The organism is Ruegeria discodermiae (genome assembly GCF_030758345.1).
Taxonomy (GTDB): Bacteria; Pseudomonadota; Alphaproteobacteria; order Rhodobacterales; family Rhodobacteraceae; genus Ruegeria_C.
Genome location: NZ_JAVAMO010000001.1, coordinates 921,245 through 939,186 on the forward strand (window position 1 = coordinate 921,245; position 17,942 = coordinate 939,186).

The window sequence follows — 17,942 nt, forward strand, 5'->3', positions numbered from 1 at the left end:
GCGTTCTTTTAGTTGATCAGCGTCGGCTTGCTCACCGGGGCCGATTTCGGCATCACGCCCAGACGGCGGGCCACTTCGGAATATGCGTCGGTCAGATTGCCCAGATCACGGCGGAACACGTCCTTGTCCAGCTTCTGGCCGGTCTCGATATCCCACAGGCGGCAGCTGTCGGGGCTGATCTCGTCAGCGATGATCAGGCGCTGGAAATCGCCATCATAGACCCGCCCGATCTCGATCTTGAAATCGATCAGCTTGATGCCGACGCCATACATAAGCCCCGACATGTAATCGTTGACCCGCAAAGCAAGGCTCAGGATATCGTCCATGTCCTGCTGGCTGGCCCAGCCGAAGGCGGCGATATGCTCCTCGGTGACCAGCGGGTCGCCCAGCCCATCATCCTTGTAGCAATATTCCACGATCGGGCGCGGCAGTTGCGTGCCCTCTTCGATGCCCAGCCGTTTCGACATGGTCCCGGCGGCAAAGTTGCGCACGATCACTTCCAGCGGCACGATCTCGCAGGCGCGCACCAGTTGCTCGCGCATGTTCAGCCGCTTGAGGAAATGGGTCGGCACGCCAATATGGTTGAGGCCGGTCATGAAGAACTCGGACAGGCGGTTGTTCAGCACCCCCTTGCCTTCGATCACGTCCTTCTTTTCGGCGTTGAAGGCGGTGGCGTCATCCTTGAAGTATTGCACGATGGTGCCCGGCTCGGGGCCTTCATACAGAATCTTCGCCTTGCCTTCGTATATTTTCTTGCGACGTGCCATTGCCGACCTTTCGGGGTGAGGACGGAGGATCGACCCTCCACCGCGCCCTCATAGTGCAAGTGCGTCGGTGCCGCAAGCGAGCTGCTTAACAGCCGAGAAACAGTAATCGGAAACCGAAACCAACCCGCGTCTCACGCTGCGATGCAAGACTGTTACAGTGTCACTGCCGTTCAGTTAACCGCACCCAAAAGGTTCTCCTCTACCATGATGATGCGCACCCGCACCGGATCGTTCAGACCAAACAGACTGCGTGTGGTTTGATCAAGGGTCTCGGCCAGCGCCTGTAGTATCTCGGGCGTTCGGTTCGCCTTGTGCCGACAAGTAAGTTCGACATAACAGCCGGAGAGGTTCACTTTTGCATCGGGAATAACGGCAACCACTGCGTGTTCGCCATGTGCCTCCAACCCTTTGATGACCACATCATTCAGCGTTTCCAGAACCGCGTCCGAGACCGGATCTTTCGTATCTACAAAAACTTTCAAGCTGGGCATCGGCTCACTCCGGCTTTATCGCGCGAAAAATGCGATTTGGGACTTTCATCGAAATACTGTCGCCCTCGTCCTTGTAGTCGACTTCGGTTCGGATGGCGTCGGGCGTGCAGCGCCGTACAAACGCATTGAGGTCATCAAGCTTGTGGTGATCGCCACCAAGTTCGCTATCCAGACGGCCAAGGGTGCTTTGGTGGAAGTTGGCCTCAAAAACCTGCTTCACCCCAGCAAACCCGGCCTCTTCGTAAAGCCACGGCATCTGCTCGCCACGGGTAAAGTAACGGTCAACAACGATGGATTCGTATCCGGCCAGCTCATTCTTCTTCTGCATCTGCTCGGTAAACGCATCCTGCTGCTCGCCGGTATCCGGCATGACCTCCCAGATGACAAATCGCCCGCCGGGTTTCAGCACCCGAAAAACCTGCTGAAACACCAGAGGCTGGTCGATATGAGGCACCTCATGCAGCCCCATTTTGATGACCACGGCGTCAAAACTGGCATCCTCGTAGGGAAGGTTGCGTGCATCACCAACTGTCACATCGGCCGCCGCCTCGCGCACCTCATCTGGTATCCGGTCAAGCTGGACCTTGTGCAGATCGCACATGCTGAGTTCGATGCTATGCCCCTCATTTGCTGCCCGATTCAATATGTGTGCGCTCACGGCGCCATATCCGCACATCAGGTCAAGCACGCGGGCGCCATCGGGTATCTCCATGGCGTCAGCAAGTTTGCCGAGGTCGTTTCCGGCGACGCCGTGTATCTTTGAGAAATCGACTTTGCGGATGTTGTAGCCATCCGCAATTAGCTCGCCCCGGAACTGCAGCTTCATCGCTTGGGAAAGTTCAAGCAATTCTGGATCAGCCTCCAGTGTCGAAGACAGCACGCCTTGATCATCTACTTCGATCACCACGCGCATCTTCTTGCCCGCCCCTCCTACTTCTGCAAGGAACTTCTGCGCCTGTTCACTGACGGAAAGCAGAGTGGGTATCTTGTCGGCGTGTTCTTCAGCAAAGTTCGCAGACAGCATCTTACGGGCTTGTCTCATATGGTCGATCTCCCTCGGTCTTTAGTTACAGGCTGCCAGCTCATTTTCTGGTCGCGCCGTCTGGTTATCTGTGACGCGGCTCCAACAAATCAAATTTGATCGCAGGCGCCCTTCAGTTTTTCATAACCCGCGCAGGCAGGCGGAACCTGCATCCCTCGCTTTTCCTCATCACTGGGCGCACAACGATCAATCGCTCGATGTTGACCTGCAAACCCTGCAGGCTACGGTCAGAGGAGTGGCGATAGAGGACATATCTATGAAACACTTGACCCTTGGCTTGCTCGCCTGCCTGCTGGCGGCACCCTCGGTGCAGGCACAGATGACAGCGGATGTGAAATTCGCACCGGGCAATTACGGGACGATGGTCAATGGCACCATCACCGGCGACGAGTATTTCGACTACAGGCTCGGGGCGAATGCTGGTCAGAAGATGTTTGTTGAACTGCAAGCGACCGACACCAATGGCAATGGCACGATCTATTTCAACATTCTGCCGCCGGGCAGCGACGGAGAGGCCATCTATATCGGCTCGATCAACGGCAATTCGACAACGATCGACCTGCCCGACAGCGGAGATTACACGATCCGCGTCTACCTGATGGGCAATGATCGGGATACCGATAAAACCGTGGGCTACAATATCGACCTGTCGATTCAATAAGCTTCGAGACCGCCGATCCGATCCGGGACAGACATAAAGGCGCAAAAGCGTGGCTTTGCCGCATGCCAACCCTCTTGCGAACGGGGTTTTGCGGGGGCATATCACTGGTAACAGTCTCAACCTGATAAGGGTCCCCATCCATGACCACGTTCGATGAACGCGAAAACGCATTTGAAGCCAAGTTTGCTCATGACGAGGAAATGCAGTTCAAGGCAGAAGCCCGTTGCAACAAGATGCTGGGGCTTTGGGCCGCAGAATTCTTGGGCAAGACCGGTGCCGCCGCAGACGAATACGCCCAAACCGTCGTGAAGGCCGATTTCGAGGAACCCGGCCACGAGGATGTCCTGCGCAAGGTCACCGCTGATCTGGAAGGCCGTGTGCCCACCGATGAGATCCGCGCCAAACGCGCCGAGTTGATGGTCGAGGCAAGAAGGCAGATTCTGAACGAAGCCGCTGGCTGACCGGAGCCTGCTGCGACCCTCATGATCTTCATGAGTTTTATGAATTTGATTTGACACCCCGCTCGTGAGAGACGGGGTGTCTCAGCTCAAGACCGCCCTTTTGGCGGCAAGACCGGTATGACCCCATGACAAATGCTTTGACCCGCCTGCTCACCACCAAGGACACTCTATTGGCCGACGGGGCCACGGGTACCAACCTGTTTGCCATGGGCCTGCAATCGGGTGATGCGCCCGAGCTGTGGAACGCCGATGCGCCCGAGAAGATCACTGCACTCTATCAGGGCGCGGTTGATGCGGGTAGCGATCTATTCCTGACCAACACATTCGGCGGCACCGCCGCCCGCCTGAAACTGCACGAGGCGCAGAATCGCGTGGGTGAGTTGAACCGCCTGGGGGCTGAGATCGGCCGCGAGGTGGCCGACAAGTCGGGGCGTGAGGTCGTGGTCGCAGGCTCGGTCGGCCCCACGGGTGAGATTTTCGAGCCCGTCGGCACGTTCAGCCATGCCGAGGCGGTCGAGATGTTTCACGAACAGGCCGACGCCCTGAAAGCGGGCGGTGCAGATGTGCTCTGGCTGGAAACCATCAGTGCGCCCGAGGAATTCCGCGCCGCTGCTGATGGTTTCGCGCTGGCCGATATGCCCTGGTGCGGCACGATGAGCTTTGACACTGCCGGGCGGACCATGATGGGTGTGACCTCCTCCGATCTGGCGCAGCTGGTCGAGACGCTCCCCAACCCGCCGATTGCCTTTGGCGCCAATTGCGGCACCGGCGCGTCCGATATCCTGCGCACCGTGCTGGGCTTTGTCGCACAAGGAACAGAGCGGCCCATCATCTCCAAGGGCAATGCGGGCATCCCGAAATATGTCGATGGCCATATCCATTATGACGGCACGCCGGAACTGATGGGGCAATATGCCGGGATGGCGCGGGATGCGGGCGCGCGTATCGTTGGTGGCTGCTGCGGCACCATGCCCGAGCATCTGCGCCACATGCGTGCCATACTGGATCAGGGCACGCGCGGCGCACCTCCGACGCTTGACCAGATCACCGCAGCGCTTGGCCCCTTCACCTCGGCTTCGGACGGCACCGGGGACGAGGCGGTGCCCGAGCGTCGCATGCGCCGCCGCCGCCGCGCCTGAGCGCCCGGCCCGCGGGGCTGTTTCGAATTGACATGAGCGGCATATTCGCCGACCTGTCGGGGTGGGCGGAGTTGCATTGGGCAGGTGCCGCGACAATATCGGGCATTTCGTGGCACCCCTGATCGCAACCGACCGTCGGGCCAATCTGATCGGCAGTCTCTGGATGGTTGCGGCCATGGCCGGGTTTGCCATCGAGGACGCGCTGCTCAAGGCCTCTCACAGCAGCCTGCCCATTGGCCTAATCATGATCTATTTTGGTCTGGGCGGCACCTGCGTCTTTGCCGCTCTTGCGGGGATCCGGAACGAGCCGATCTTCACCCGCGACGTGGTCTCGCGCCCGATGTGCATCCGCGCTGTCTTTGAGGTGTTCGGGCGATTATTCTACGTGCTAGCCATCACGCTCACGCCGCTTTCTTCGGCGACCGTGATCCTGCAGGCGACCCCGATCGTGGTCGTTGCGGGCGCAGCGCTGGTCTTTGGCGAGCAGGTGGGCTGGCGCAGATGGGCGGCGATCCTGATCGGGCTGGCGGGGGTTGTCGTCATCATCCAGCCCGGTGCCGAGAGCTTTTCGGCGCTCTCCATCCTCGCGGTGCTGGGCATGTTGGGCTTTGCCGGACGAGACCTCGCCAGCCGCGCCGCCCCGGCCACATTGGGCACGGCGGTTCTCGGCTTCTACGGCTTCCTCTCCATTATTCTGGCGGGTGTGATCTATTCGATGTGGGAAGGCACGCGCCTCCAACTGCCGGATGCGGTTACGACGCTTATTCTCGGTGGCGCGGTGCTGGCCGGGGTTCTGGCCTATTCGAGCCTCATGAAGGCGATGCGCACCGGTGAGGTTTCGGCGGTCACGCCGTTCCGCTATACGCGGCTGTTATTCGGCATCGGTCTGGGTGTGTTCGTCTTTGCCGAACAGCTCAACGCGGCGACGCTGCTGGGCTGCGGGCTGATTGTGCTGTCAGGGTTGTTCATCCTGTGGCGAGGACAACAGAAAGCCAACTGAGGCTCAGTCCGTCATAACAAACAGGGAATCATCCGGTGTTTCGGCCACGAAACCCGGTCAGGCGGCAATAGGCTGTTTCAGTTGCCGCTTTTGATCTTCAGATCATTATGCACCCGGTGATAGGGTGCCGATTTCACGATGTCGCTGACATCAGCGTTCTCGGTCGCGGGTCGAGCCCGATAGAACATATAGGCCCCTGCCCCTAGGCCGAGCGCACTGAACCCGATCGCTGCCCAGAGCATCGTTGTGTCCAGTCCAATCCCTTCCAGCATGACAGTCTCCTTTCACATCCCCAATATAGGCCCATTGGGATAAAATTTCCACATCAGAGCGACATTAGAGCGATGGCGCGGTCTTTATTGCCTCCAGAAGGTGCCGCGACAGGGCTTCGGCCTCCTCCCGGTTGCGGGCGATCTGGTTACGTTTGGACCGTCCGCGCAGCCGACCCGCCGCGGCAAAAGCGCCCGCTGACATGGCCAGAAGCACCAGCGCGATCGCAACGCCGCCGCTCAACGTGCCCGGAATCGCCGCGCCCATCGCCGCCAGCATCGCGCCAACGGTCAGGCGCTGGCCCCAGACGCCAGTCACCTGATCGGCATCGAGCAGCCCGTTTTCCTGCTGGCGCAGCTCGGCCACATGGGCCGCAAGCAGATGCGAGACGATCAACGCGGTATGGGGGTTGTTGGTCAGCCCCAGACCGGTGATCAGCGCGGCCTGTTCGGCCTTTTTGCTCAGCACCGCGCGGATCAGGCGGCGCAGCACTTCTTCGTCGACATCGTCATCCATCGCCATGGAACTGGCAAAGGCGATCAATGCCGTCGCCGGGCGGCGGCTGAGTTCGGGAGGCTCTTCGAGCCCGTTGTTTCCGCTCTTTACCAAACCGGTCAGCGCCCTTCGAAGACCGCCGGGCGTTTTTCCATGAAGGCCACGACACCTTCCTTGAAATCCCGGCTGCGGCCACATTCGCCCTGCAGATGCGCCTCGGTGGCAAGCTGATCCGGCAGGGTAGCGCTATAGGTGCCCCGGATCGCCTTCTTGATTGCGCCGAAAGCCTGGGTCGGACCATTTACCAGATAGGCAGCCCGGTCGCGCCAATGGGTCTCGAAGGCGTCATCCGACACGGCTTCCCAGATCATGCCCCATTGCTCGGCCTGGGTGGCGGTGATCTTGTCGGCGAAAAGCGCCGCGCCCATCGCTTTGGCCATGCCCATCTGGCGCGGCAGGAACCAGGTACCGCCCGCATCGGGCAGCAGGCCGATCCGGGCAAAAGCCTGCAGGAAATAGGCACTTTCGGTCGCGATCACCACATCGGCGGCCAGTGCCAGATTGGCCCCGGCCCCCGCCGCCGGGCCATTCACCGCTGCGATGGTGGGCAGCGGGCAATCATAGATCGCCTCCAGCATGGGGCCATATTCGTCGCGCAGCGTGCGTTCCAGATCGATCCGCCCGGCACCGCCCGCATCACCCAGATCCTGCCCGGTACAGAACGCGTTACCTGCACCGGTCAGCACAATGGCGCGCGCTGATTTGGCGGCTTCGTGCATCGCATAAGGAATCTCGGCCCGCATCTGGCTGTTCAGCGCGTTCATCTTCTCTGGGCGGTTCAGGGTAAGAACCGCGAGATTGTCCGCAATCTCAAGCGTGATGGTGTCGTATTCCATGAAAGGCTCCGGTCAGAGGGTTTGGCGCATAGAACACCGGTCAGGGCCGGTTGGCAAAGGCAAATGGCAGGTCCCGTGGCGACAAGCGCCAGATCAGACGGGGCTCATTCGTCCAGCAACTCGCTCAGCCGCTTGCGCTCTGCCGGTGTCAGCGCCGTCTCTTCGGGTGCGGTGGCGGTCGCGCGTTTTCGCAGGTAGAAGAACCCGGTCAGCGCCGCCAGCAACAGCATGAGCGGCCCCGCCGCCCAGAGCATCAGATTGGCCCCATCCGCCGTAGGGCGCAGCAGCACATACTCGCCATAGCGGTCGACCACAAAGGCGATCACCTCATCATCGCTATCGCCCGCCACCAGCCGTTCACGCACCAGAATGCGCAGGTCGCGGGCCAGCCCCGCGTTGCTTTCATCGATGCTCTCATTGCGGCAGACAAGGCAGCGCAGCCCCTTGCTCAACTCGCGGGCGCGTTCTTCGAGCACCGGATCATCCAGAACCTCATCGGGTTGCACCGCCGCGACGGGCAGCGCCATCAGAAACATCAGCACAACAAGTTTCACGCGTCTGAGGATAGCCATCATTCTGCCGGCACCCCACCCGCAGGCGCCTTGCGCGCACCTGCCGCGACCCGGAAACGCCGGTCGCTCAGGCTCAGCGCCCCCCCCAGCGACATCAACAGGCATCCGGCCCAGATCCAGTTGGCGAAGGGCTTGATATAGGTGCGTACCGTCCAGCCGCCATTCGCCTGCTCATCGCCCAGCACCACATAGACGTCGCGCATGATCCGGTAGTCGATCGCCGCCTCGGTGGTGGGCATCCGCGCCACCGGATAGTCGCGTTTTTCGGGGTGCAACATGGCAATCTCACGCCCGTCGCGCGACAATTGCACCGAACCCATCGTGGAGAAGTAATTAGGCCCGGCCAGACGCTCGACCTTGTCCAGCCTTACGGTAAAGGCCCCGACCTCAAAAGGCTCGCCAAATTGCGCAACCCGGATATCCTCATGCTCCCAAGCGGTCAGACCCGCAACGGCGAAGATTGTGATACCCAGACCCGAATGCGCCACCGCCTTGCCCCAATCAGCACGCGGCAGGCGGAACAGGCGGCCAAGGCTGCCTTTGCGCCCCGTCCGGCTCCACAGATCGACAATCGCGCCGGAGGTGACCCAGACGCCGAGGAACACGCCAGCTGGACCCAGCGCGCTGCGCCCGGTCTGCATCGCCCAGACCAGCAGCGTCACCGCCACCGCCAGCCCGAACGCATAGCGCATCGACCAGGTAGCGCGGCCCAGCTTGCCACGCTTCCACGGCAGGATCGACCCAAGCGGCAGCGCCAGCCCCAGAGCCACCATGAACGGCGTGAAGGCCGCGTTGAAGAAGGGCGGCCCGACCGAGAGTTTCCGGTCGAAGAACATCTCGGCCACCATCGGCCACATGGTGCCGAAGAAGACCACGAAACAACTGACCGCCAGCAGGATATTGTTCAGCACCAGCGCGCTTTCGCGGCTGACCATGCCAAAGACGCCCTTGGCCTCCATCGCTTGCGCGCGCGCAGCGTAAAGCGTCAGCGCCCCGCCGGTGAAAAACGCCAGAATGGCCAGAATGAACACGCCGCGCTCAGGGTCATTGGCAAAGGCATGGACCGAGGTCAGCAGGCCCGAGCGCACGATAAACGTCCCGATCAGCGAAAAGCCGAAGGCCAGGATCGCCAAAAGGATGGTCCAGCTTTTTAAGGCTTCGCGTTTTTCCACCACGATAGCGGAATGCAACAAGGCGGCGGCCAGCAGCCAGGGCATGAAACTGGCATTCTCAACCGGATCCCAGAACCAGAAGCCGCCCCAGCCAAGCTCGTAATAGGCCCACCAGGACCCCAGCGCGATGCCGATGGTCAGGAAAATCCACGCCGCCAGCGTCCAGGGCCGCACCCAACGACCCCAAGCGGCATTCACGCGCCCTTCGATCAGGGCGGCAACGGCGAAGCTGAACGCCATGCTCAGTCCCACGTAGCCGAGATAAAGAAACGGCGGATGGAAGGCCAAGCCTGGATCCTGCAACAGCGGGTTCAGGTCCTGTCCGTCAAAGGGCGGCACGGCCAGCCGGATGAACGGATTCGAGGTAAAGAGGATGAAGGCAAAAAACGCCACCGCGATCGCCGATTGAACCGCCAGCACCCGCGCTTTCAAGGTGGGCGGCAACCCACCGCCAAACCACGCCGCCATAGCGCCGAACAGAGTCACGATCAGCACCCATAGCAACATCGAGCCCTCGTGGTTTCCCCATGTGCCGCTGATCTTGTAGAGCATGGGCTTGGCCGAGTGACTGTTGACCGTCACCAGCTTCAGCGAGAAATCCGAGGTGACAAAGGCCCACATCAGCGCGCCGAAGGAAAAAGCCGTCAGCAGGAACTGCGCTGTGGCCGCCGGTTCGGCCATGGCCATCCAGCCAGGCCAGCGCCGATGCGCGCCAACCAGCGGAACAACCATCTGCACAATGGCCACCAGAAAGGCGAGGATGAGGGCGAAATGTCCAAGTTCTGCTGTCATGGGCCTTGGTATAAACCCGGCCCTGTCCGCGTCCAATCACAATCGACTGGGCGCGGCGCGCATAGTGTCGCGGATCAGGCCCTTTGCAGCTGCCGCCAATCCTCCAACGCCGGGTTCGGATCGGTGGTTTCAAGCTCCAAGGCGAGCGCCGCATCAGGTCCGGGATCGGCACTACCGGGGTTGTCGGCGCGCAAATCCCGCAGCCTATCGATATTGGCTTTGAACTGCGGCGCGCGGGTAAGGGTACGGGCCAGATCGCGCTGCAAATCCTGGGTCTTGGCCTGATAGCGCGCCCCGAAATAGAACGACACGATCACGCCCAGAAGCCACCAGAGCGGCTCGGGCACCAGCGCGATGCCCTGCATGCGTTCGGCAAACCACAAAGGGTCGACCATCGCCGCCACAAACAGGCCCAGCGTGCCAAAAGCCAGCGCCGGGCGCGGCAAGCGGTTGAGCCCGTCGACAAAGCGGTCAAAGCCCCCCTGCCGGGGTTGCGCAAATTCCGCCCGGAACTGCGTCAAGGCCTGCTGCCGGGCTTCCGCCCCGCGCACTGCACCAGCCTCGGCGTTTTCGCGAAACACCTCCGCCGTTTCACGCACCACATTGCGCCCGCCTCCAAACAGCAGGGCCATCACCCCGTCGATCAACCCCATGTCGCCACCCTTTGCTGAAATGCCGCCTGATCCAGATGATAGCGTTGCGACAGAAACTCTTCGGCGCGCTTGATCCAGCCGCCCTTGCCGCCTGCCCGCGTGCGCGCATATTTGCGGCTGGCGGGGCGGCGATCCGCGAGCCGGAAGTAATAATTCCGCCGCGCCACGCCATAAGCGTCGCGCAAGGCAAGCGCATCCGGCTCCGCCGCCCGATGCGCAGCGCCTGCGGTTTTTGGACCGATCACGCCATCCACCGCCACCCCAAACCCCATTTCGCGCAACAGGCGCTGCAGGATTTTCACCGCCTGCGCGCCGGCATTCACATACATATCGAATACCGTTGCGTGCAGGATCTGCGGCAGATCGTCGATCCGGGGACGTTCGAAATAATGGGCGACGAAAATCTCCACTGCGCGCGCCCGGCTCAGCGCCCGCACATCGCTTGTGTCCACATCGCCGTCGCGATCCAGATCGAGGCCGAGACGGCGCATCGTGTGAATGGTGACGCCATATTTGGTGGCCCCGCCCGGATCGTCCGGATCATCCACGAAGCCGCCCTCGCGCGCTACAATGCCTTGTGCAATTTGTTTGACTGTCTGCATCACCTACCCTCTGCAATCTCAAGCAAACGGTGCGGCTCAGGTCTTTAAGCGGCGCAAACAAGAAGGGCGCTGCCTGCGCAACGCCCCGCTTTCCTTCTTCCTGAATACGCACCGTGCAAGCGGATCAGCTTTCGCCCGGCTCCTGATAAACGCCCTGTTCCTTCAGCGCGTCCACCACTTCCTTGGGCATGTAGGTCTCATCATGTTTGGCAAGAATTTCAGAGGCTTCGAAGACGCCATTCACGTAGCTTCCGGTCCCCACCATCCCCTGGTTCTCGGCAAAGAGATCGGGCAGCACTCCAGCAAATACCACCTTCACGCTCTCACCACCATCGGTCACCAGAAACTCAACCGTCTCGCCTTGTCCACGGATCAGGCTGCCTTCTTCGACCAGCCCGCCAATGCGGAAAACCTCGCTGGGCTGGGGCGGTTCGGCGACCACCTGGCTGGGGGAGCGGAAGAAATTGATGCCGTCGCGCATCGCATAACCGATCAGCCCGGTAGCGATGACCAAAGCAACCGTGGCCAGCACGATCACCTGTATGCGACGACGTTTCTTCAGCGACTTCATGTCATCCTCACGGGAACAGGGGGGCCATCATCAGCCCCGTTGTTTCAGGTTCACCTAACATCAGGTTGGCGTTCTGCAAGGCCTGCCCGCTGCTACCTTTTGTCAGGTTATCCAGCGCGCCGATCACAATAGCGCGCCGTTCGATCCTGTCGGCAGACACGCCGATATGGCAGAAATTCGAGCCGCGCACATGATGGGTTGAGGGGGCCTCGCCGAAGGGCAGAACCTCAACAAACGGCTCGTTTTCATAGGCCCAGCAGAGCGCCTCATAAACGCTTTGCGGATCGCCCTTCACATATGTGGTGGCCAGAATGCCTCGGTTGGCCGGGATCAGATGCGGGGTGAACTGCACGTGGACGGGCCGCCCGGCGAGCTTGGTGAATTCCTGATCGAACTCGCCCAGATGCCGGTGGGTGCCGCCAATGGCATAGGCGTTGTAGCCTTCGCTCAACTCGGCATGCAGCAGGTTCTCTTTGAGCGAGCGCCCTGCACCAGAAACCGCGCATTTCAGATCCATGATGATATCATCTAGATCGATCACCCCGGAGGTGATCAGCGGGCGTAGCACATATTGGCCGGTGGCCGCATTGCAGCCCGTGCCTGCCACCAACCGCGCCGCCTTGATCTCTTCACGGTAGAACTCAGTCAGGCCATAGACCGCCTCTTCCTGATGGGTAAGCGCCGCATGCGCATTACCATACCATTTCTCGTAATCCTCGGGATCGCGCAGCCGGAAATCCGCCGATAGGTCAACGATTTTGAGCGTATTCGGCAACTCCCGGATTACTTCCTGCGAAGTCTTGTGCGGTAAGGCGCAGAAACACAGATCGATCTGGCTGAAATCGATCTCGGAAATCTTGCAGAGCTCGGGCAGGTCAAGATGCCGCAAATGCGGAAAGACCTGCGCCATGCTCTGGCCCGCCTTGCGTTCAGCCGCCAGCGCCACGATCTCCAGCGCGGGGTGTTCGGCGATCAGCCGCACCAGTTCCGCGCCGGTATAGCCGCTGGCGCCAAGGATTGCGATTTTATGGGTCATGTCAGACCTCTTTCATTCGATGTCATGGGGTCGGGCCGCCCATGGACGGCCAATTTACTACAAATCAGGGAGGTTGCCGACATTGACTTATGTCAGGCTGCCTGAAAGCTGATCTGTCGTCGGAGGAACTGCGTCGCCCGGTCGCTGACGCTCGACGGATTGCCGGTGGTCAGATATCCACCGCCGCCATCACCCAGCATATCAGGGTGCCGCGCCAGGTAGTCGGCAAGGCTTTCGGCCACCAAATCGCCTTGCGAATAAACCTTGACCTCCGGGCCCAGCGCCGCCTGAAACGCCTCTTCCATCAGCGGGTAATGGGTGCAGCCCAGAATGGCAGCCTGCGGCTCCGGCATCTTACGTTTCAGCGCATCCACATGAGAGCGCACCAGCGCCTCGGCCAGGATCATGTCGCCATCCTCGATCGCATCGACCACGCCGCCACAGGCCTGCGCCTCGACATCGACACCGATAGCGCGGAATGCAAGCTCGCGCTGAAAGGCACGGCTGGAGACGGTGGCAGGCGTGGCAAACAGCGCCACATGTTTGACCTCGACCTCGCGCGGCGGAGAGTTATCGCCCCATTGCCGTTCGGTCAGCGCCTCGATCAGCGGCACGAAGACGCCCAGCACGCGCTTGCCCTGTGGCACGCCCTCTTCCTGCATCCGGCGCAGAGCGGCGGCGCTGGCGGTATTGCAGGCCAGAATCACCAGGTTGCAGCCCGCACCCCACAGCTCATTCACGGCTTTGCGGGTCAGTTGATAGATATCTTCGGCATCCCGCACCCCGTAAGGCGCATGGGCGCTGTCGGCGAAATACAGGAAATCCAGCTCCGGCAGACGGGTCTGCGCGGCGTTGAGGACGGTCAGGCCGCCCAATCCGGAATCAAAAATACCTACTGCCATGGTCCCTGTCAGGCGCGATGCTGTTCCTCGAACTCGAAGCCGTAGTCATAAGACTTCAACGGCTTTGGGGAAAGCTCATATGTGGCTTTGCGCAGGAAATCCATCATCTTGCGCGTATCCGTCGCCATCGGGTTCAGAACGTCGCGCTTTATGGGCTCTCCGATCACGACGCGCACGGGCGTGTCGACGCGCTTCTTGAACTCCTTGATCAGCAGCCCCATGCGCAGAGTAACATGCAGATGGCTGGCAATCTGGAACAGGCGCGAGGTATGGCCGTCGAAGAAAACCGGCACCACAACAGCGTTCGACTTGCCCACCATCCGCGCGGTGAAGCCCCGCCAGCCCGGGTCCATCGGGTGGGCGAACGGCTTTGCCGCGGTGCTGACAGTGCCGCCCGGAAAGATGCCGATCGCGCCGCCATCATCGAGATAGGAAAGTGCGGTCTTGCGGGTCTCGATATTCAGGCGCATCGCCTCTTTGGTTTGATCGAACGAGATCGGCAGCACGATCCGGTTGATATCATCGGCCTTGCGAAACACCTGATTGGCAAGAATACGGAAATCGCCACGTGTTTTCGACAGGATATGCCCCATCATCAACCCATCAAGGATGCCATAGGGATGGTTGGCAATCAGGATCAGCGGGCCGTCCTGCGGGATGTTCGAGAGCGATCCCCCCACCACATCCAGGGTCAGCCCGTAGCGTTCGACCATGACCTCCCAGAAATCGCGCCCTGCGGCCACTTCTTTTTCATAGCCATCCGCCCGTTTGATCAGCCGCATCCGCCCGGTGGTGTTTTCCATCAGCCGGATCAGCGCGCGCCCGCCCTTGGTTTCGGCGGAATAGGCATAGCTGATGTCACGGGCGATATGACGGCGGGCAGGCATTGGGGTCTCCGGGCTCAATGCGCGCTAGATAAGCGCGAACACTGATTCTGCATAGGTCTGGTTACACCAATGTGACGCCTATTCCGCAGCTTCGCGCACCTCAGGGCCGCCCTGACGGATCGTGGCCAGCAATTCCTCTCGCCGCTTGGCGGCCTTGACTTCATTGGCCTGTTTGACCGGACCAAAGCCACGAATGTCGAGTGGCAGCCGCGCCAGTGCGATCACCGCATCCCGCGTTTCCGGGCCGGTTTTGGGCAGCACCTCTTTGAGATCCTTCTCATATTGCCGGATCAGCGCCCGCTCCATCCGGCGCTCGGCGCTATAGCCGAAAATGTCCAGCGGCGTGCCGCGCAGGCTCTTGAAACGCGTTAGCAGTTTCAGCGGCCCAAGCATCCACTCGCTGAATTCCCGCTTCGTCGGGCGCCCGTCCGAGCCGGTGCCGCCCAGGATCGGCGGCGCCAGATGGAAGGTCATTTTCAGATCCCCATCAAACTCGGCGGCGGCCTTCTCCCGGCTGTCCAGCAACAACCGCGCGACCTCATATTCGTCCTTATAGGCCAGCAGCTTGTGGTACCCCTTCGCAACCGCCTCTTTCAGATCGGCATCTTCGATCCCCTCAAGCAGCTTCAGATAACGCTTCGCCAGTCGCTGCCCCTGATAGGCCACCAGATGCGCCGCGCGGTAGGAGATCTTCTCGTCCAGCGTCCGGGGCATCTCGACCACATTCGGCTGCAGGATTCCAGCCACCTCGGAGGGATGCAGCACCGCCCAGCGGCCAATCTCAAAGGCGCGCTTGTTGCGTTCCACCGCCGTGCCGTTCAACTCGATAGCCTGCGTAATGGCCTCATGGGTGATCGGCAGCAACCCGCGCTGCCAGGCCGCGCCAAAGACCATCATATTGGAATAGATCGCATCCCCCATCACCGCGCGGGCCAGATCATAGGCATCAAACAGGTCGAGCCGATCTTTCAGCCGCGCCTGAAGCGCCAGTTCAAGTCGGTCCGAGGGGATCTGGAACTCGGTATCACGGGTGAAATCGCCGGTGATGATTTCATGATTGTTGACCACTGCGCCGGTCTGGCCGGTGCGCGTCAGACCCAGCGTCTTGGCCCCGGCGCTCACCACCAGATCGCCACCGATCAGCGCATGCGCCTCGCCGGTTGCTACGCGGATCGCGCTGATATCCTCGGGATCATTGGCAAGACGACAATGGATATGCACCGCGCCGCCCTTCTGGGCCAGCCCCGCCATCTCCATCATGCCCGCGCCCTTACCGTCGATCTGCGCCGCCTGCGCCAGCACCGCGCCGATGGTGACAACGCCGGTGCCGCCCACGCCGGTAATGACCACGTTATGGGTGCCGGTGATCTCGGGCAGGTCGGGCATCGGCAGGTCGGGCAAATCGATCTCGGTCGTCGCTTCCTTGCGAATCTGCGCGCCTTCCAAGGTTACAAACGACGGGCAAAACCCTTTGAGGCAAGAGAAATCCTTGTTGCAGCTTGACTGGTCAATCGCCCGTTTGCGGCCCAGCTCGGTCTCTTTCGGTACGATCGATACGCAGTTCGACTGCACCCCGCAATCTCCACACCCTTCGCAGATATCGGTGTTGATGAAGACCCGCTTGTCAGGGTCCGGGAAGCTGCCGCGCTTGCGGCGACGGCGTTTCTCGGCAGCGCAGGTCTGGATATAGACAATGGCCGAGACACCCTCGATCTCGCGATAGCGTTCCTGCACCGCCATCAGGTCGGAGCGCTCATGGGTTTCGACGCCCGCAGGCAGCACCTTGAAATTCACGTCTTCCTTTTCGTCATAGACGACCGCAACCTGCTGCACGCCCATCGCCTTCAACTCATTGACGATGCGTTCTGCCGTCAGATCGCCCTCATTGCCCTGCCCGCCGGTCATCGCGACGGCGTCATTGTAGAGGATCTTGTAGGTGATGTTTGTCCCGGCAGCCAAAGCCGCCCGGATCGCCTGCACGCCGGAATGGTTATAGGTGCCGTCGCCCAGATTCTGGAACACATGCTTGGTGGTAGAAAAGGGCGCTTCACCGATCCAGTTGGCCCCTTCCCCGCCCATATGGGTGTAGCCATCGGTTTCACGGTCCATCCATTTGACCATGAAGTGACAGCCAATCCCGGCATAGGCGATGCTGCCATCGGGCAGTTTGGTGCTGGTGTTATGTGGACAACCGGAACAGAAATAGGGCAGCCGCGCCGCAATCTCCTGCGCGTTATCAGCGCGACGCGCCTCTGAAAGTGCGGCCAGACCAGCGCGGACACCCTCGGTCTCGCGCCCTTCCTCGATCAGAATCTCGCCCAGTTTCTCCGCGATCATGATCGGGTCCAGCGCGCCACGGGTCGGGAACAGTTCCTCGCGGTGCATCGCACCAGCCCCGCCCTTGTACCAGCCATAGACCCGGCGGCCCCGCCGGTCGTCAAAGATCGCCTCCTTGACCTGCACCTCGATCAGCTTGCGCTTTTCCTCAACGATGACGATCAGGTCCAGCCCTTCGGCCCAGTCATGGAAGCCCTGCATGTCGAGCGGAAAGACCTGCCCGATCTTGTAGGTGGTGATGCCCAGCCGCTCGGCCTCTTCACCGTCGATATTCAAGAGTGACATCGCATGCGCCAGATCAAGCCAGTTCTTGCCCGCGGCCACGAAGCCGATCTTGGCGCCGCGCTTGCCCCAAATACGCTTGTCAATCTTGTTGGCGCGGGAAAACGCCTCAGCGGCGAAGCGTTTGTAGTCGATGATGCGCGCCTCCTGCGGGGTGCGGTCATCCATCAGCCGGATATTCAGCCCGCCCTCGGGCATGTCGAATTCGGGCGTGACGATGTTCATCCGGTCAGTGCGGCCATCGACGACCGAGGTCACCTCAATGGTGTCCTTCATAGTCTTGAGGCCGACCCAGAGCCCGGAAAACCGCGATAGCGCAAAGCCATAAAGCCCGTAGTCGAGGATTTCCTGCACACCTGCCGGGCTGACAATCGGCATATAGGCATCCATCAGCGCCCATTCCGACTGATGCAGTACGGTCGAGCTTTCGCCGGTATGATCATCGCCCATCGCCATGACGACACCCCCATGGGCCGCAGTGCCCGCCATATTGGCATGGCGGATCGCATCGCCAGAGCGGTCCACCCCCGGCCCCTTGCCATACCAGAGGCCAAAGACGCCGTCATATTTGCCATCGCCGCGCAACCCGGCCTGCTGACTGCCCCACAGCGCCGTGGCGGCGAGATCCTCGTTCAATCCATATTGAAACGTGACATCAGCAGCGGCCAGTTCCTTGGCGGCGCGGTTCATCTGCATGTCCACCGCACCCAGGGGCGAGCCGCGATAGCCGGTGACCAGCCCCGCCGTGTTCAGCCCGGCAGCCTCATCGCGCGCCTTTTGCATCAGCATCAGGCGCACCAATGCCTGCGTCCCGTTCAGCAGAACAGGGCTTTTGTCCAGATCGAACCGGTCGTTGAGCGAGATCATGTGCTTACTCATCAGACGCCTCCCACGTCAGATTAGTTTGCGAATTA

Annotated in this window: 19 protein-coding genes; 4 read left to right on the forward strand and 15 right to left on the reverse strand. The window is 61.0% G+C overall.

The window, feature by feature from the left end; translation table 11 throughout:
• Positions 1-8: 8 nt before the first annotated feature.
• From purC to Q5Y75_RS04590, 3 genes are all read right to left on the reverse strand, one after another.
• Positions 9-767 carry a phosphoribosylaminoimidazolesuccinocarboxamide synthase gene (gene purC / locus Q5Y75_RS04580; RefSeq protein WP_306194759.1) on the reverse strand — a complete coding sequence of 253 codons (759 nt, stop codon included), beginning with the start codon at positions 765-767 and terminating at the stop codon, positions 9-11.
• 170 nt (positions 768-937) lie between these two features.
• Positions 938-1,258, reverse strand: a complete 321-nt coding sequence (locus Q5Y75_RS04585) for a hypothetical protein (RefSeq protein WP_306194761.1) — start codon at positions 1,256-1,258, stop codon at positions 938-940.
• Positions 1,259-1,262: 4 nt separating this feature from the next.
• On the reverse strand, positions 1,263-2,300 hold the full coding sequence (locus Q5Y75_RS04590; protein WP_306194763.1) for a class I SAM-dependent methyltransferase: 1,038 nt from the start codon (positions 2,298-2,300) through the stop codon (positions 1,263-1,265).
• A gap of 256 nt (positions 2,301-2,556) precedes the next feature.
• Here Q5Y75_RS04590 and Q5Y75_RS04595 point away from each other — a divergent pair, with 256 nt between their 5' ends.
• The 4 genes from Q5Y75_RS04595 to Q5Y75_RS04610 all read left to right on the forward strand — a co-directional run bounded on the left by Q5Y75_RS04595 (position 2,557) and on the right by Q5Y75_RS04610 (position 5,561).
• Positions 2,557-2,961 (forward strand): hypothetical protein, encoded by a 405-nt coding sequence (locus Q5Y75_RS04595; RefSeq protein WP_306194765.1) that lies wholly within the window; start codon positions 2,557-2,559, stop codon positions 2,959-2,961.
• A 140-nt stretch (positions 2,962-3,101) separates the two neighbouring features.
• Positions 3,102-3,422 (forward strand): DUF1476 domain-containing protein, encoded by a 321-nt coding sequence (locus Q5Y75_RS04600; RefSeq protein WP_306194767.1) that lies wholly within the window; start codon positions 3,102-3,104, stop codon positions 3,420-3,422.
• Positions 3,423-3,547: 125 nt separating this feature from the next.
• Positions 3,548-4,561 (forward strand): betaine--homocysteine S-methyltransferase, encoded by a 1,014-nt coding sequence (gene bmt / locus Q5Y75_RS04605; RefSeq protein WP_306194769.1) that lies wholly within the window; start codon positions 3,548-3,550, stop codon positions 4,559-4,561.
• A gap of 109 nt (positions 4,562-4,670) precedes the next feature.
• On the forward strand, positions 4,671-5,561 hold the full coding sequence (locus tag Q5Y75_RS04610) for a DMT family transporter (RefSeq protein ID WP_306195698.1): 891 nt from the start codon (positions 4,671-4,673) through the stop codon (positions 5,559-5,561).
• Positions 5,562-5,638: 77 nt separating this feature from the next.
• Here Q5Y75_RS04610 and Q5Y75_RS04615 read toward each other — a convergent pair whose 3' ends face one another.
• From Q5Y75_RS04615 to Q5Y75_RS04670, 12 genes are all read right to left on the reverse strand, one after another.
• Positions 5,639-5,833 carry a hypothetical protein gene (locus tag Q5Y75_RS04615; protein ID WP_306194771.1) on the reverse strand — a complete coding sequence of 65 codons (195 nt, stop codon included), beginning with the start codon at positions 5,831-5,833 and terminating at the stop codon, positions 5,639-5,641.
• A 64-nt stretch (positions 5,834-5,897) separates the two neighbouring features.
• Positions 5,898-6,440, reverse strand: coding sequence for a hypothetical protein (locus tag Q5Y75_RS04620; protein ID WP_306194773.1), 543 nt, complete (start codon positions 6,438-6,440; stop codon positions 5,898-5,900).
• Positions 6,441-6,445: 5 nt separating this feature from the next.
• Positions 6,446-7,222, reverse strand: a complete 777-nt coding sequence (locus tag Q5Y75_RS04625) for an enoyl-CoA hydratase-related protein (protein ID WP_306194775.1) — start codon at positions 7,220-7,222, stop codon at positions 6,446-6,448.
• Positions 7,223-7,326: 104 nt separating this feature from the next.
• A complete protein-coding gene (locus Q5Y75_RS04630; protein ID WP_306194777.1) occupies positions 7,327-7,797 on the reverse strand; it encodes a cytochrome c-type biogenesis protein in 471 nt (156 codons plus the stop codon).
• The gene (locus Q5Y75_RS04635) at positions 7,794-9,758 is read right to left on the reverse strand and encodes a heme lyase CcmF/NrfE family subunit (RefSeq protein WP_306194779.1); all 1,965 of its coding nucleotides are present in this window, start codon (positions 9,756-9,758) and stop codon (positions 7,794-7,796) included. Before Q5Y75_RS04635 ends, Q5Y75_RS04630 begins: the two co-directional genes overlap by 4 nt.
• Positions 9,759-9,832: 74 nt before the next feature.
• Entirely contained in the window at positions 9,833-10,411 is a 579-nt protein-coding gene (locus Q5Y75_RS04640) for a holin family protein (protein WP_306194781.1), read from the reverse strand.
• A complete protein-coding gene (locus tag Q5Y75_RS04645) occupies positions 10,402-11,013 on the reverse strand; it encodes a holin-associated N-acetylmuramidase (RefSeq protein WP_306194783.1) in 612 nt (203 codons plus the stop codon). Before Q5Y75_RS04645 ends, Q5Y75_RS04640 begins: the two co-directional genes overlap by 10 nt.
• A gap of 124 nt (positions 11,014-11,137) precedes the next feature.
• Positions 11,138-11,584, reverse strand: a complete 447-nt coding sequence (gene ccmE / locus Q5Y75_RS04650; protein ID WP_306194785.1) for a cytochrome c maturation protein CcmE — start codon at positions 11,582-11,584, stop codon at positions 11,138-11,140.
• A 7-nt stretch (positions 11,585-11,591) separates the two neighbouring features.
• Positions 11,592-12,620, reverse strand: a complete 1,029-nt coding sequence (gene argC, locus Q5Y75_RS04655) for an N-acetyl-gamma-glutamyl-phosphate reductase (RefSeq protein ID WP_306194787.1) — start codon at positions 12,618-12,620, stop codon at positions 11,592-11,594.
• Positions 12,621-12,712: 92 nt separating this feature from the next.
• The gene (locus Q5Y75_RS04660; protein WP_306194789.1) at positions 12,713-13,522 is read right to left on the reverse strand and encodes a glutamate racemase; all 810 of its coding nucleotides are present in this window, start codon (positions 13,520-13,522) and stop codon (positions 12,713-12,715) included.
• Between the two features lie 8 nt (positions 13,523-13,530).
• Positions 13,531-14,409 carry a lysophospholipid acyltransferase family protein gene (locus tag Q5Y75_RS04665; RefSeq protein WP_306194792.1) on the reverse strand — a complete coding sequence of 293 codons (879 nt, stop codon included), beginning with the start codon at positions 14,407-14,409 and terminating at the stop codon, positions 13,531-13,533.
• 78 nt (positions 14,410-14,487) lie between these two features.
• Entirely contained in the window at positions 14,488-17,907 is a 3,420-nt protein-coding gene (locus Q5Y75_RS04670; RefSeq protein ID WP_306194794.1) for an indolepyruvate ferredoxin oxidoreductase family protein, read from the reverse strand.
• Positions 17,908-17,942 lie beyond the last annotated feature (35 nt).